The following is a 14,466-nucleotide window of genomic DNA, read 5'->3' as shown; positions in this document are numbered from 1 at the left end:
CCGGCGCACTAGTAACGCTCGGTTTTGTACCACTTGGCTTCCCGTTTGAAAATAACGTCTTTGAAATAGTTGTACAGCCCGTAAGCGGCCACTACCATCCAGAGCTGGCAATACGAGACGTACATCAGCAGAATGATCCACAGGTTCGACAGGCTCATCTCGCCCTTCTCTGTGGTCAGGGTAACGAAGATCCCCACCACGAAGAGCACAATGGCGAGCAGCCACAGGAAGCTGCTGAGTCCGGCGATAGTCGTATGTACATACCCCATGGCATGCAGCACAAGCAGAATATCCGAGGTGACCAGCGAGATCAGCAGCAGGAAGTAGATGGAGACATAATACAGAATATCGAAGCGGATCTTCGCCGCCTTCCGGTCGATGAGGAGCGGAAGGTTCTTCACAATGACATAGATGTTACCCTTCGCCCAGCGTGTCCGCTGCTTGAACCATACCTTCACCGTCTGCGGCTCCTGCTCCCAGGTGACCGACTTCGGCTGGAATTTGATCCGGTAGCCCATCATATAGATGCGGAAGCTGATCTCCGTATCCTCGGCAATCGCCTTCACATCCCAGCCGCCGATGCTCTCGACAATGCTCCGGCGCATAATGAAGTTCGTTCCCGGAATCGTGCAGAGCTTGAACAGCTTCCAGCGCCCCGCCTGCGCCATCCACTGGAAGGACAGCGTCTCAATATTAATGAACCGGGTCAGCAGGCTGGCATCCCGGTTGCGGGTTCTGAACTTGCCGATGACCGCCCCCAGGGAGGCATCATTCATAATCTCTGCCACCAGATATTTCAGCGCCGTGCGCTCCGGCGTATTGTCGGCATCATAGATCGCGATCAGCTCCCCGCTGCTGCGGGTGAAGCCGATGTTCAGCGCATTGGATTTCCCTTTGCCGCCTGTGACGGCGTCCGTATTGATAATGATCAGCTTGCGCTGCGGATTCCGCTCCTGGATAGCGGCCAGCAGCTCGGCGCTGTTGTCTGACGAATTATCGTTGATGACGATAATCTCATAGCGGTCATGCGGGTAATCCAGTGCCAGCAGGGATTCCACGGTTTTACTGATGACAACCCCCTCATTGTGAGCAGGAACCATAATCGTCACCATGGGATGCTCCCCGGTAATCTCCGGCACCGGTTCGTTTTCCGTTTGAATGTAGTACAGATAGCCCGCTATAATCAGCATCACATTCACCAGCAGCAGGGACCAGATACAGATGACCGCGATCACCATCAATACGTCTGAGATCGTCATAGTATTCTCCTAAACTCGCTATATTTTTCCGGGATTACTTGTTCAAATATTTCCTGCGGTACAGCCTGTAGCCGATAGTGAGCAGGCCGCCGAACAAGAGCAGTGCAGCCAGGATCACGATGATGAAGAATTGATTCTGCACGCTGAACAGCCGGTTGAAGCTCGTCGCCTGCTTCTCCTTGTACTGGAAATCAACGGCGACCTTCTGCGGGGTATAATCGACATCCAGTATGTTGCCATCCATGCGGATCACCCCGTCAGCAGACTCAAGGCTGTGCTTATCGGTGCGGACCGTATGGGCCTCCTGCTTATAGTCTGCGAAGGTATACCATTCCGCATTCATATTCTGCAGAAGTTCCTCCAGTCCGTGCTCATCCTCCGGCAGATCCAGCGTTACCGCCGTATTCAGCGGAAGCTCCGGCATCGCCTTGCCTGTTCTGCCAATCCCCTGCAGCAGCTCCGGAGGCAGACTGTACAGAGAGGAAGAGAAGGCCACTGAAGTGTCAGTCTGTTCCATATAGTGAGTCTCTCCATCCGGGAAAAGCACCGCCGAATTGAAGAACCCCATGCCTGCGGCAGAATACTCCTTGTCATACGTCCAGTAGCTCTCGGCAGCAACGCCGAGCGGTGCCACGCCCCCCTCCGCCAGCACATTAATGAACTGATTCATCTTCCCGCGCAGCGACCGGTCATTCGAATTGATCGGCGGTCTGACCGCAGGGGCATTGACAATGATGCTGCCGTTGCGGGACTGGACGGCTCTGAGCGCCTCCAGATACCGCTTCATGGCGGGGAAATCGGTATTTGCGAATACCGGACGGACACTCGCGATGAAGGGAATACCGCTTGTATAGAGGCGGTCAGCCAGCTGCTCCAGCAGATTCAGATCCGAGAAGGGATAGATCTCCTTGATGACCAGATACATTTGCGGCTGCGCGGTATAGTGCAGCCAATCCTTTAGCACATAGGCCGCTGCTATGGCTGTGAAATCGCCCTGCTTCAGATAAGGCAGGTAGGCGGAGCGGCCGCTGCTTATCGCAAACGGCACTTGTGCCCCCCCGTCTGATGAGGACCACGTTCCATAAGAACGCCCTGCGGCCGAAGCGGTTATATAGGGCATCCCTTCGGCCTCCAGCGGAATGCCGGTGAAGCCGCCGATGGAGAGGCTTGCGCCCGCTCTATGCCATACCCCGGTCTTCAGCCGCAGCGTCTGCTGCATCCGGGAAGGCGGTCTATATCCAACATGCAGCATAGCCCCCTTATACCCGGCTGCCTCCTGAAGGTAGGCTTGATTCGTAACCTCAAGCTCATCATTGTTAATTACAGTGATCACGCCAGAATAGCCCTTCATGCCGCCAGGCGCATAAGAGGAAATAGGCTTCAGCGTGACCTGTGCGCTGTAAGCGGCAAGCAGCCGCTGCAGCTCGGCCACATTCCCCTCCTGGCCTGTATTCTTCGCCAGGCTGTCGAACAGCAGCAGAATCCGCTGCGCCGGAGCCGGAGAAGCGGCAGCGGATGCCGGCCCGGCAGAGGGCAGCAGCTCAGCCGTCAATACAAGGAACAGCAGAATGACGATCCCTCTGCGTCTCACATGCCCACCCCTTTATTCAGTGCCGGATATTCCTTGAGCGGCCGTGCAGACGGTGCAGACGGCACCGATCGGCGTGAAGAGATTCCACGGCCGATTACGCTGGCAGCCGTCTGGAAGATAATCAGATCGAAGGCTAGAGTGAACAGGAATTCATGCTTGGCAATATCCGCGTCACCCGCACCGATAATGGAGACTACAATACCTGACAGTCCGACCAGCATCGTAGCCAGAATCACCAGCAGACGCTGCATGCCCCGGAAATCCCGGGTGCGGACAGACCGGGCGAACGATGGCATATAGACCCCTATTGTTACGGCCATCCAGAGAAGAATGAAGGCGAAGGGACGGGGGGCCAGCTTCTCCTTAAGCGTGCTGTACAAGCTGAAGAAATGGCTCTGCGCCCGGAACTCCTTACCTGCGGACTGTTCATAGTTCCCCATAGCCGCCGGCTTAATTTTATAAGCACTCTCAGCAGCCGTGTCCAGAATCGAGCCCAGCTCATTCGGGTGCGAAGCATAATAGGTCAGAATGGAGACAAAGCCGTAACGGCTGTAGAAATTTTTATCCAGCAGCTCGGATTTCACATCCACCGTCCCGTATTGGTCATAGTACGTATTCTCTTTGAGAATCGCGTACTGTTCATTGATCCCGAAGGAATCAAGGGCGATCTCCGGATTCTTGGATTCCATCAGCACCCCGCGCGTCATCGCATGGTACTGGTTAATATTCACGAACTCTTTGGAGATATTAAGATACGTCGCAATTCCGGCGAACATCATCAGACCGGCCGACAGCAGTGTAACCCAGCGGAACAGCTTGTCCCGGCGGATCAGCACCAGCGGAATCGAGAGCAGGGAAATCACCATCCCCACCGGAGCATTCTGCTGCTTGGAGGTAGTCAGGATCAGGGTGCTGATCAACAGGATCGCCAGCATGGCATAATCGTTATATCTCTTCCGGTACAGCAACAGCCAGGAGGCGAACACCAGAATCATGGTCACCATCACCAGGCTCTCGCCGAAGAAGGAGCTGAAATAGTTGGTATAGCCTGTATCCCCGAAAATGAACACCGCAAGCGCCGCGACTGCCATACCCCGCTTAGGTGACATTTTCACCGTGATCGCTTCAACCAGCAAGTAGACTGCGGCAACATACAGCACGGTGTAGATTGCAGCCTGGAAGCGGATATCGAAGACCTCGCGGCTGAAAAACAGCTTGTTGACGAAGATTGCCAGCTTGATGAACAGGGACTGGGAGGAGACCACCATCGTGCTGTTCTCGTTGAAATATTGAAAGATTCCGAACTGCTTCACGAAATAGCCGAAGTACTGGCTGTCATAGTCCGGAGCGTTGAAATACAGGCCGTTGCTATATATAATCCGGTAAAAGTCTCCGTTATCCGCCATGCCGATATAAGGGGAGGTAAACAGCGAAATAGCCGTCACCAGCAGCACGCAGAACGCGGCGGCAAATGCCGGAGTAATCCGAAAGCCAGCTAACGTGATACCGGGCCGGGTCGATGTAAGCTCTAGGTTGTCTATCATTCCGATTCCCCTTTTGGTTATATTATGGAGCCTTATAGGAGTAAGCCAGCAGTGCCATCAGGTTATCAAAAGAATATGCCTGCCCGGAGGCAGGATCACCAAAGCCGCCGTATAGCGGACTTGAAGGATCTGTCACTCTGAATTCATTCATCCGTTCTATACTGGACCGATAGAGCTCACCATCCTCCAGCACGGCTCCAATCATGGCTGTGAGTGCATAGACCGCTGTTGAACGGATATCATTAGCCGGCTTGCCCTCACGTGTATATTGTCCGAATAAGGTTCCCGCTGCGACCTGAGCTTTGATGAAGCTGATGCTTGCCGGCTTTTGGCGGCCGGTCTCTGCCAGATGAAGAATAGTCAGCAGAGATTCTACCGAGTTGATGCCTTCGGAGCTGTACTGTCCACTCTGGTAATCGAAGCGGGTCTCATAGAATGGAAAAGAATCGGACAAATATCCCTCCTCCAAAATACCGCTCATATTCTTCAACAAATTCTTTTGTAATTCGCTAGATATCGACAATTTCTGCAATACACTCAGATCAATATAACACAAAGTTACGAATCCGTTGACCACTTTCAAATAATTGTCATAGATGTCATAAATGTAACCTTTTTTAGCATTGTTTTTATAGAACCGTTCTCCATATTTATCGGCTTCTCTGGTATATTCCGGCTGGTTAAATGCCTGCCCCGCCTCATATAAAGCTCCGATCATGCGCAGGTCATCCACCGCTGCATTCACGGGATAACGCTTCTGCTGCTTGGGACTGTAGCGGTAGCTGAAACCGCCCTCCATATCGAAGGTTCTGCGGGCCGTCTCCCACTGCCGGTCAAACAGCTCCTGATTGCGGGTCCGGACTGCCGTCTCCATCAGGAGAGAAGCGGACTCGCTCAGAATCTCATGGCCGGTAGCTACCTCTGCCGCTTCAGAGGTCTCCTTCAGATTCGTATATACCCCGTCGGGGCCTGTAAGCTGCGTATTTATGAAATGGAATAATTCCTGCTGTTCCCGTGTAGGCTCAAGCTGAGGCGCTTCATCCGGCCGGGTAGTCCCTGCGGGAGAGACCGCCGGAGTATAGACGGGAGAAGATGGCGCCGGGCCGGCCTGATTGCCGCCGCAGGAGGTTAGCAGGAGCAGCGACATCCCCAGAACAGCAGCCTTCTTATATCTGCTTTCCAATCGATCACATCCTTAAATGACAACTACCAATTGATCCATACTAATATAACGGTAATTATTGTCACATTATTTACTGTTTCTTCGAACATTATGTGTCAGCATCACATATTTCTCCTTTTTCTCCAAAAAAAAGAGCCACTCCTAGTCTTAACGACCGGAACAGCTCTTATGAATGCTTAGGTATTATCTCTAGCTCTCTTTAATTCTCCGGTACGTGGCCTCATCGGCGACGATGTAGAGTCTGGCATCTGCCGGAATCGGCTGGTCCAGCTTACGGTTAATGCCCAGATCACCGCGGTCGGACAGCAGGGTCGCCCCCTCGCGCAGCAGGTCCTGAAAGGCCTCACCATAGGTTGTCCAGCCGCGGCGGCGGGGAATTTCATAGATATCATCCCCGTGCTCACGGCTGAGAAGCTGGGTGATCACCTCAGAATTGCCCTCCTGCAGGGCAGAGCGGACGGCCAGTCTGGAGATCGCATCATGGGAGAGCACGAACTCGTTCACCTGCACATGCTTGAAGTTCTGAATGTTCTTTTCCTGCATAATCTCTACGGTTGTATGTACCTGCGGGGCAATCCGCTCAATGCTGGAAGCAATCAGCAGCGACTTGCCGTCGCTCAAGGAAGCTTCGTCGATACGGGTGTCGCTGAACACAATCGCTGCTCTGGCGCTCCCGATATTTGCCTTCAGCAGAATGTCATCGCTTGCAGCATCGCCGCTGATGAAGTGGACCTGCTCCATGGCTTCCAGCGGATGCCGTCCGTTCTCATCGATAATGACCACTTTGCATTCCCTGTCGTAACACAGAATCTCATCTACTGCCGCCTGTGTCTTGCGGTTCCAGTTAATCAGCACCACATGATGTTGTCCGTGAAAGGTCAACGTTCCGGCTCCTCTCCTGCGCTGCATCTCGCCCATGGCATCGATAATCTTGCCGATCACCAGACTGAGCAGACCAATGCCAAAGATATATAAGAAAATCGTAAATACTTTGCCGGTAACGGTAGCGGCGAAGTAATCGCCATACCCTACAGTAGCCATGGTGGTCATCACCCAATAAAAGGCGTTGAACCAGCTATGAAACGTGTCCGGCTCCAGCAGGAAGGCGATGGTTGCACTTAGAAGAATGAAGGCCAGAATAATAAAAGCAATGGACTTCTTCTTCAGATGAAGCAGCTTGCCGGATAATTGGATTAGAAAATGCAACGCTCATCCCTGCCTCCCGGTTGAATTGAGCCGGCGGGCAGCAGCCTGCGTCTAGTCCCTTGCGGGGCACAACTGCCGGCCGCCTGCCAAAACTAAATAATCAGACTGCTGACTGCGAAGGCCGTCCCGATGAACACCATGCAGAGCATGACGCCGACCGCCACATTCCCCTTCTGCAGCTGCTCTGAAATCCGGAAGCCGGGTGTGAACAGCTCGAAGATCCAGTAAGAAGCGATCAGGCAGACATAGCCCACCGCGAACCAGAGCATCATGAACCAGATGGAGGTATTGGTATAAGCCGCTACTCCAAGAATGACCGCCGTCGCCAGGAACTTGCCGCCGAACGCCAGCGCTACCGCCACATTCCCCTTCTTCAGCTCCTCCATATCCTTGAAGGGAGTCATGAGCGCGAAGATCACCATCCCCAGCACTTGAAGCAGAACAATGGTCAGAATACTGACCACCAGATTAATTACGATCGTCATTTAGCCCACCCCCGAAATTTCGCATAGGCCGAATCATAGTCGGCGAAATCATGTACTTCCTCCAGCACCACAGAAGCTGTCTTCTGCTTCTCCAGCGCGGCATAGCGCTTGTCATCAATCGGCTGCTTGATCCGGTTGCCGGAAGGCAGCTCCAGCACTGCGAAATTTCTGGTCTTGCTCTGGTATTCCGTCTTGTACACGCCAACCAGGTCCACATCCGTAGTGATAGATACCTTGAGATTAGCCAGATCCTCCGTGGCCGCCTTCTGGTCGGCGTAGGATTTAAGCGTCGTCCAGGCGGACAGCTTGATCTCATTCTTCTGGTCGGCATCCGTCACCAGCTCGGCGTCCATGAACTGAAGCGTCCAGACAGTGTCGCCTGTAGCATAATTCCCGTCGTTGGGAAGCAGCTCATTATCCGGCAATATCGTCATATCGCTGCCGACCAGATCGCCAACCTTGCCTTCCACCACCCGGTAATCCCACGGTACACGTGATACGTTATCCGTTGTGTCCGTACCCGTATGAAATACACTGTCGCTATTCGCCGAACATGCACTCAGCACCATAACCGCCAGCAGCAGCAATGCAGTCAGCAGGGCGCTCCGGGATCTGCGCCCGGCAGCATGCCCCTCTCTATCCTTGAACATCTTCAAGCCCCCTCACTCCTAGCGCGATAAAATGACTGGCATTGCCTGTAATCGGCCCGCCGGCCCGGCCAAGCAGCCCGCAGGGCGTTCCGTTAATGACGAACATGCCGGTCAGCAGGTGCAGCTCACCCTCCGCCGTCATGATCCGGGCCATTTCGGCCCTTTTCTGATAGACCACGGGGAATAGCTGGCTGCTGTCGTAGCCCTCCTCGTCCTCGATCTCAAGCACGCCACTGTCATCAAAGATCCGTACAGATCCGCCTTCGCGGCCGAATACCGATTTGGATACAAAGCTCTCTGAGAAGACTGCCTTATTGTAAGTTGGCAGGATGTACCGGGAGATGGCCTCGCGTTCCGGCTCCGTGAACAGCAGGCCAAGCTCATACATTCCCCAGACAGCAGCCATCAGCCCCTTGGACTGGAGGATGATGCTATGCGGTCCGTTGAACAGCTGGAGCTTCCCGCTCTCAATGGCATAGGCCAGAGCCTCGCCGCCTTCATCTACGGCCATCCACTCCTTCGGATACAGCGCGAACATCCGCTCTATGATCCGGTTCTCCCCGTCCTTGACCACGCCCTCATCAATCCACAGATCCAGACAATCCACACAACGGACATCCAGCCCGCTATGCGCAGCGAGCGCCTCAATCGTTCCGCTGTCTTCCTCGTGGCTGCCATAATCCACACAGGCTACCGTGTCGGGCCGTTCTACACTCCAGGCTGCGGCAAGCTGCTGCTTCATGGCCGCATTCGCGCTTCCGACGCCTGCTTCCGCGCAGATCCACGGCGTAGCAATGGAGGCTTCCACATAACCTGTCGGAGTATCCGCATTCAGCTCCAGCAGCTTAATCGTACCATCCCCGGCCACAGCAAAATCGAACCGGGCATACCGGCTGATTAGTCCCGGCTCCGGCAATGGACAGTCATCCAGCATCTGCCACAGCACCGGAGGAATCCCCAGGAGGTCGTACAGGTCATGTCTCAGATGGACATAACGCACGGCCTTATCCAGAATCGCCCATAGCGCTGCGGCGGCTTCCATCAATTCCTGGTAGGTCTCACTGCGCATCACAGCCACAGCGTCCAGCCAGTATTCCTCATCCTCCAGGTCGGCCCAGGTGAAGCCCAGCTCATGCAGCCGCTCTACCCGGGGAGCACGTTCCAGACCGGACTGGTCTATATATTCGAATGCCTGCTCCGCCTGGATCATCCGCCGAACCCGCTCTTGCCGGAGCGCACCGAGCTTTTGCCGGAGCTTTTACTGGAGCCGGATTTGGATTTGCTCGAACCCAATCCGCTGGAGGTGCCGCCGATACCGCCCGATTTGGAAGAGGTATTCCTTCTGGTAATGGAACCGGTGGATGAAGTTGAGGTCTTCGGCTTCACCACCGAGCCGGCCACCGGCTTGTTCTGGAATCGTCCGCTATTATAGGAGGGCGGTTTATAGGTATTGCGTGTACCTCCATAATAAGTAGGCCGGTCATTGTACCAGCCTCTGGAAGAATAGAACGAACCGCTATTGAAGAGCATGTGGTACAGAAGCACATCATCCCAGCCGAACCCCGAGTTGTAGCCGCCGTAGTTGTTGATTACCGTCGTACCGCCGGAGGTTACTGCCCCCTGCCCTTCCTGAACCTTCTCTTCCTGGTCTTCCGGGTATGGAATATTCCAGTCTACATTCTTATCGAAATATTGCTTAACCTCCTCGGTAGACCAGGAGACCAGCTTAGGCTCCTCGCCTCCGGTGCCGCTTGCGCCTGCGCCGCCGGGAATGAATAATGCGTTCGCCAGCAGCGCAATCCCGAGGGAGGTGGATAATACGCGGACGGGTTTGCCGTCCGGCGTGAACAGCCTGCTGATTGCGGGCTCTTTAGCACTTTCGTCTTTTTCCAACTTGGGACCTCCTTTCCTGGTATTCATTCTTAACCTTCCGTACGCATGGGAACCAGCAGAAGCTCCAGCTTCCCTTCATCCACATTCAGCCTTCCCTCAACCGCCTCGAACTCGCGGCCGCCAACGACAATATAATTGACATGTTCAAGCGCCGTGACCATATTCATGCTCCAGACACGCTCTTCAATCATTTGCAGGTCGCCTTCAGGCAGCTTCTCGAACAGGATGACCTTCAACCCGTTATCCATTCCCACTCCATCTCCTCTTGAATATTCGTATGCTTCTGATACGCTGTCATGACGCTTTCGTTTCAACTCCCGCAGCCTTGAATATGTATACCACAGCATATAAATAATAATGACAACAAGCAGTTTTGCAGTGGCCGGCTACGGGCTTACAATACCTTCTGGACCCAACTGTCCATAACCTGGTCGGGGCGGATACCCAGCTCATTCTCCAGGAGCTCCTTGTACTTATCGTAGTGTGTCCTGAACCCGATGAAATCCCCCAGGTCGGCGTAACTTCGCAGAATCAGCCTGCAGAGCTGGTCGGAATAAGGATCTGCTGCCTGCAGATCCAGCAGCCGCTCCAGCGCCAGCCGGGGACGGCCGGAGGACAGCTCATATTCGGCGGAATGCAGCGCCATGCGGATATACCGGACCTGCAGCTCCTTGCGCCGGATTTCTGCCCAGTCGTAATGATGCTCCTGCAGATAGTCTCCACGGTACAGCTTCAATATTTTTTCCCGGCGCAGCCATTCCTCCTCTGACTCCACTGGCGTACCGGCGTAGCCCAGCTCGAACTCCTCCACATCCAGCAGAACCTGCTCCTTGGTCAGCCTGTACCGCTCCTGCGAGAATTCGACGAGCACCTCCATATCCCAGGCCTTCAGCAGCTTGCGGATATGGTATACCGTGGTATGCAGGTTAGTGACGGCCTTCTCAGGCTTGAAATCGGGCCAGACGAGATCCACAATGGTGTCCTTGAGTATCCACTGGCCGCGGTTATGCAGCAGCAGGGCGAAGACCTCCTGCGCCTTGCTTGTTCTCCACTGCATTTTGCGCCCCGGCTCCGTGCTGTCTGTGAATTCAAGGCGGTGGAAGCAGAGGATGGACAGCTCCTTAACGGGCGCCGCAGACGCCTGGGCAGGCAGCATCTTCAGTTCAGCGCTCTCCTTGCCGACCTCCAGACGCTCAAGGGTTTTGCTTAACCGCTGGGAGGTCACCGGCTTCAGTAAATAATCCGCAGCATTGAGCTCAAAGGCTTCGATGGCATACTCACTGTACGCGGTGATATAGACAATCCGGATACTCCGGTCCATCCCGGCAATGTATTCACCGGCTTCCAGTCCGTTCATCTCCGGCATCCCGATATCCAGGAATACAATATCCGCCTTCTCCCGTTCTAGATGCGCAAGCCCCAGGCGTGCCGAGGTGAATTTCCCGGTAATCGTAAGACGCCCATCCTTCTGGAGCATCCGCTCCAGATGCTGCAGCGCTGGTTTCTCATCATCAATCAATATGGCCTTCATCGTCCGGACTCACCTCCTCTTCGTCGTTCTCAGCTGCCTTTAGGTGGGGATGGTATATGATATAGCAGTTCCCCTTCCCGGTGCACTGTCGATATTCAGGCCTGCTCCGTACATCTTCAGCAGACGGTTCTGAATATTGCGCAGTCCGATGCCCCCCTCTGTCCGCTCTTCCGAGAGGATCTCTGCAATCTTCTCCGGGGTCATGCCTACACCGTCATCCGTGACTGCTACCTTGAGCCTGCCCGGCAGCAGCTCAACGGTCAGCCTTACGGTCCCTCCGCTCTCCTTCTGCATCAGGCCATGATTCACAGCATTCTCCACAATCGGCTGAATGCTCAGCGGCGGAACCATCGCCATTACATCCTCCGGCACATCGAACTCGATATTCAGCCGTTCATCGAACCGTGCCTGCTCCAGCGCCAGATATGATTTGACCAGTCCCAGCTCCTTCTCCATAGAAACCGTCTGTCCCCGGTTCTGGAAGTCGAAGCTGCTCCGCAGATATTGGCTGAGGTCCAGCAGCAGCTCTGTGGCCTTATCCGGGTCCTCCGGACAGACCGAGATAATCGCGTTCAGCGCATTATATAAGAAATGCGGTTTGATCTGCGCCTGCAGGAAAGCAATCTCTGACTGGACGGATACACGGATCGACTTGCGCATATCCAGCAGGGTCTGCATCCGCGCCTTGAATTCGCGCACCTCCACCGGCTTGCTCAGATAATCATTCGCTCCAGCCTCGAAGGCTGCAAGAATGTCATCAGGCCGGCTGCTCGCCATGAGCACCAGAATCGGCAGCTCAGACAAGGTGAACCGTTCACGGATGGCCTTACAGAGCAGAAGCCCGGGCATCTCCGGCATGACCCAGTCGGCAATTACCAGATCAAGCTCAGGATGCTGCTGAATGATCTGAATCGCTTCAGCCCCGCTGCTGGCGGTAATCACTGAATGGTTCTCCAGCTGTAGTACACCAACCAGCACGCGAAGATTAACAGGATCATTATCCACCACAAGGATGGAGCAACAGTCCTCAGACGGCGGCGGCACAGGCTCTTCCCCGGGAAACGTGTACGAAGGCGCTGTCTCCCAGCCTTGAAGTTCCCCGAATTCCTCCAGCAGCGCATTGCTTCGCTGCAATACCGGCTGGGTGAAGCTGAAGACCGAGCCGTGCCCCAGCTCGGAACGCACCGTAATCTCCCCGCCTGTCAGCTCTACAAGTCTCTGGGTAATACTGAGGCCAAGCCCGTTCTCCCGGTAGACCTTACTCGCGGCAGGACCGCTTGGATCATTTGCATCGAAGATCGTACGCAGACGCTCAGGCGGGATGCCCTGACCGGTATCCGTTATGATAATAGCAACATACTCTTCTTTAACCTCAGCAGACAGCGTTATCACGCCTCTGGGCGTATAATTCACTGCATTTGCCAATAAATTATGCAGGATCTGGGCAAGCCGCTGCTCATCCGTCTCCAGCAGCGGAAGCTGCCCGGGCAGATTCAGCCGGAATTCCAGCTGGCTGTTGCCATACACTTGACGGGTGACAGCCATAATGGAGGAAGCTGCCATGCGGAGATCGACGGCCTGCCGGCGGAGGAAGAGCGCGCCGTGATTCAGCTTGGCGAAGTCCGACATATCATGGATCAAGGCTGTAAGCCGCTTGCCGGTGGAGACAATCGTGAGCAGCTGATCCTGCTGGGCAGTGCTGATGGAGCCGGCCGTACCCTGCGCCAGCACCTTGGCCATGTTGACAATCCCCTGCAGCGGTCTCCGCAGCTCCTGCGAGGTGTCAGAGATGAAATCATCCTTCAATCCGTCAAGCGACAAAAGGCGGCGTGAGAGCTGTTCCACCTCTTGGAAGGAGGCTGCGTATTGCCGGGTCATCAGAATTGCCTGTACAAATCCGAACAGGAGAATCTCGTAGGAGATGATGAAATAGCTGAAGCCCAGGCCCATGAAGCTGACCAGATAATAGATAATAACCACGCTCAGGCTCTCGATGCTGACCATCATCAGGAACATATTCTTCGGATTTCGCCGGGTGCCCTGCACCATGGAGTAGAGCACGAAGCCCAGGCTTACCGAGCCCCAGGTCAGCAGCAGCACCTCCAGATAGCTGAACAGATAGGCCGGGACGAAGGCAGCAATCAGCAGCAGGAATGCCGTAACCAGCCTGGAGGCCTTAATTACCCCGATAGACATCGGGTAATTCACTGAATTGGCGACATAGTGAAGCAGATAATAATACACCAGGGTAGAGGACGCGAGCTGCAGCTTGAGTATAATCTCGTAAGGGAAGCCGGGCAGCGCCGTCAGGATGAGCTTTTCGCCATGCGTGAAAATGTAGACAAAGGCCGCTATGCAGAACAATCCCAGGTATAATGTGACCCCCCGGCTCTCCCTTACCTTGGAGAACATCAGCAGAAAGAGGGATAGCACGAAGAATCCTATTAGCGCAGCCCCGTCTACAAACAGGGAGAATTCCCTATGTTTCATAATAGCGGACTGATTACCTATCACTATCGGCTGGACGATCCCGCCTGAGGAGTAGCTATAGTTAGCCACCTGCACAATAATCTCCAGGGTATCCCCGGTTACAGAGGCGAATCCCATAAAAGGCATGTTATTCTGTCTGCCCTCAGAGACTGAGGCTGCCGGAGTCCCGCTGCTCCCAATCTCCTGCCCGTTCAGATAGACTTTGCTTGCACTGCGGATGTTGCTGGTGCGCAGGCCGTAGACCATGGGTTCCCCTGGGGTAATCTTCGCCTGAAGGCGGTAGGTAGCATAGCCTTTGGCTCTGCGCTCGCCCTGTTCAGCGATATCATCGTTCCACTTCCCCGGAACCTGAATCATCGTAGAGGCGGCGGGAACCTCCTTACCTGCGTTTACCGGATGGAAATCCTCAGGCGAGAGCAGCACATCGCGGTACAGCTCCCACTCTCCATCCAGCTTCATAATTCCGTCGTGGCGGGAGTCCCAAGAGCGAAGGTCAATCACTCCCTGCACGGCCTGCGGCCTGTCTCCCTTGATCTGATGTGTCTGGAGGACCGAGAGCAGCGGAACGATCAGCACCAGCACCAGACTGCCGAGAATACTCAGCCAATACTTTCTCATACCCTCTGCCAGTCCC

General features: G+C 54.7%; 12 protein-coding genes. All 12 read right to left on the bottom strand.

Annotation, left to right across the window (positions count from 1 at the left end):
- Window positions 1-8: 8 nt before the first annotated feature.
- Window positions 9-1,259, bottom strand: coding sequence for a glycosyltransferase family 2 protein (locus tag NST04_RS05290; RefSeq protein ID WP_341015925.1), 1,251 nt, complete (start codon window positions 1,257-1,259; stop codon window positions 9-11).
- Between the two features lie 34 nt (window positions 1,260-1,293).
- Window positions 1,294-2,850 carry a hypothetical protein gene (locus NST04_RS05285; RefSeq protein WP_341183444.1) on the bottom strand — a complete coding sequence of 519 codons (1,557 nt, stop codon included), beginning with the start codon at window positions 2,848-2,850 and terminating at the stop codon, window positions 1,294-1,296.
- A complete protein-coding gene (wsfD, locus tag NST04_RS05280; RefSeq protein WP_341015922.1) occupies window positions 2,847-4,394 on the bottom strand; it encodes a glycan biosynthesis hexose transferase WsfD in 1,548 nt (515 codons plus the stop codon). The genes NST04_RS05285 and wsfD overlap by 4 nt, the downstream gene beginning before the upstream one ends.
- A gap of 22 nt (window positions 4,395-4,416) precedes the next feature.
- Window positions 4,417-5,577 carry a hypothetical protein gene (locus tag NST04_RS05275; protein WP_341183443.1) on the bottom strand — a complete coding sequence of 387 codons (1,161 nt, stop codon included), beginning with the start codon at window positions 5,575-5,577 and terminating at the stop codon, window positions 4,417-4,419.
- 189 nt (window positions 5,578-5,766) lie between these two features.
- Complete coding sequence (locus NST04_RS05270) at window positions 5,767-6,783, bottom strand: potassium channel protein (protein ID WP_341015920.1); 1,017 nt, start codon at window positions 6,781-6,783, stop codon at window positions 5,767-5,769.
- 92 nt (window positions 6,784-6,875) lie between these two features.
- Window positions 6,876-7,268: a DUF350 domain-containing protein gene (locus NST04_RS05265; protein ID WP_341015919.1), complete on the bottom strand. Its 393-nt coding sequence runs from the start codon at window positions 7,266-7,268 to the stop codon at window positions 6,876-6,878.
- Window positions 7,265-7,918, bottom strand: a complete 654-nt coding sequence (locus NST04_RS05260; RefSeq protein WP_341015918.1) for a signal peptide protein — start codon at window positions 7,916-7,918, stop codon at window positions 7,265-7,267. Before NST04_RS05260 ends, NST04_RS05265 begins: the two co-directional genes overlap by 4 nt.
- The gene (locus tag NST04_RS05255) at window positions 7,905-9,128 is read right to left on the bottom strand and encodes a glutathionylspermidine synthase family protein (protein WP_341183442.1); all 1,224 of its coding nucleotides are present in this window, start codon (window positions 9,126-9,128) and stop codon (window positions 7,905-7,907) included. The genes NST04_RS05260 and NST04_RS05255 overlap by 14 nt, the downstream gene beginning before the upstream one ends.
- On the bottom strand, window positions 9,125-9,811 hold the full coding sequence (locus NST04_RS05250) for a hypothetical protein (protein ID WP_341015915.1): 687 nt from the start codon (window positions 9,809-9,811) through the stop codon (window positions 9,125-9,127). The genes NST04_RS05255 and NST04_RS05250 overlap by 4 nt, the downstream gene beginning before the upstream one ends.
- Window positions 9,812-9,840: 29 nt before the next feature.
- Window positions 9,841-10,059, bottom strand: coding sequence for a hypothetical protein (locus NST04_RS05245; protein ID WP_036691939.1), 219 nt, complete (start codon window positions 10,057-10,059; stop codon window positions 9,841-9,843).
- A gap of 146 nt (window positions 10,060-10,205) precedes the next feature.
- On the bottom strand, window positions 10,206-11,342 hold the full coding sequence (locus NST04_RS05240; protein ID WP_341015914.1) for a response regulator: 1,137 nt from the start codon (window positions 11,340-11,342) through the stop codon (window positions 10,206-10,208).
- A 39-nt stretch (window positions 11,343-11,381) separates the two neighbouring features.
- A complete protein-coding gene (locus tag NST04_RS05235; RefSeq protein WP_341015913.1) occupies window positions 11,382-14,450 on the bottom strand; it encodes an ATP-binding protein in 3,069 nt (1,022 codons plus the stop codon).
- Window positions 14,451-14,466: the final 16 nt, after the last annotated feature.

Source organism: Paenibacillus sp. FSL H7-0756, assembly GCF_038006765.1.
In the GTDB taxonomy this organism is placed as follows: domain Bacteria; phylum Bacillota; class Bacilli; order Paenibacillales; family Paenibacillaceae; genus Paenibacillus_AQ.
The sequence above is the reverse complement of the archived record's forward strand: the minus strand, read 5'-3'. Positions and strand labels throughout refer to the sequence as shown.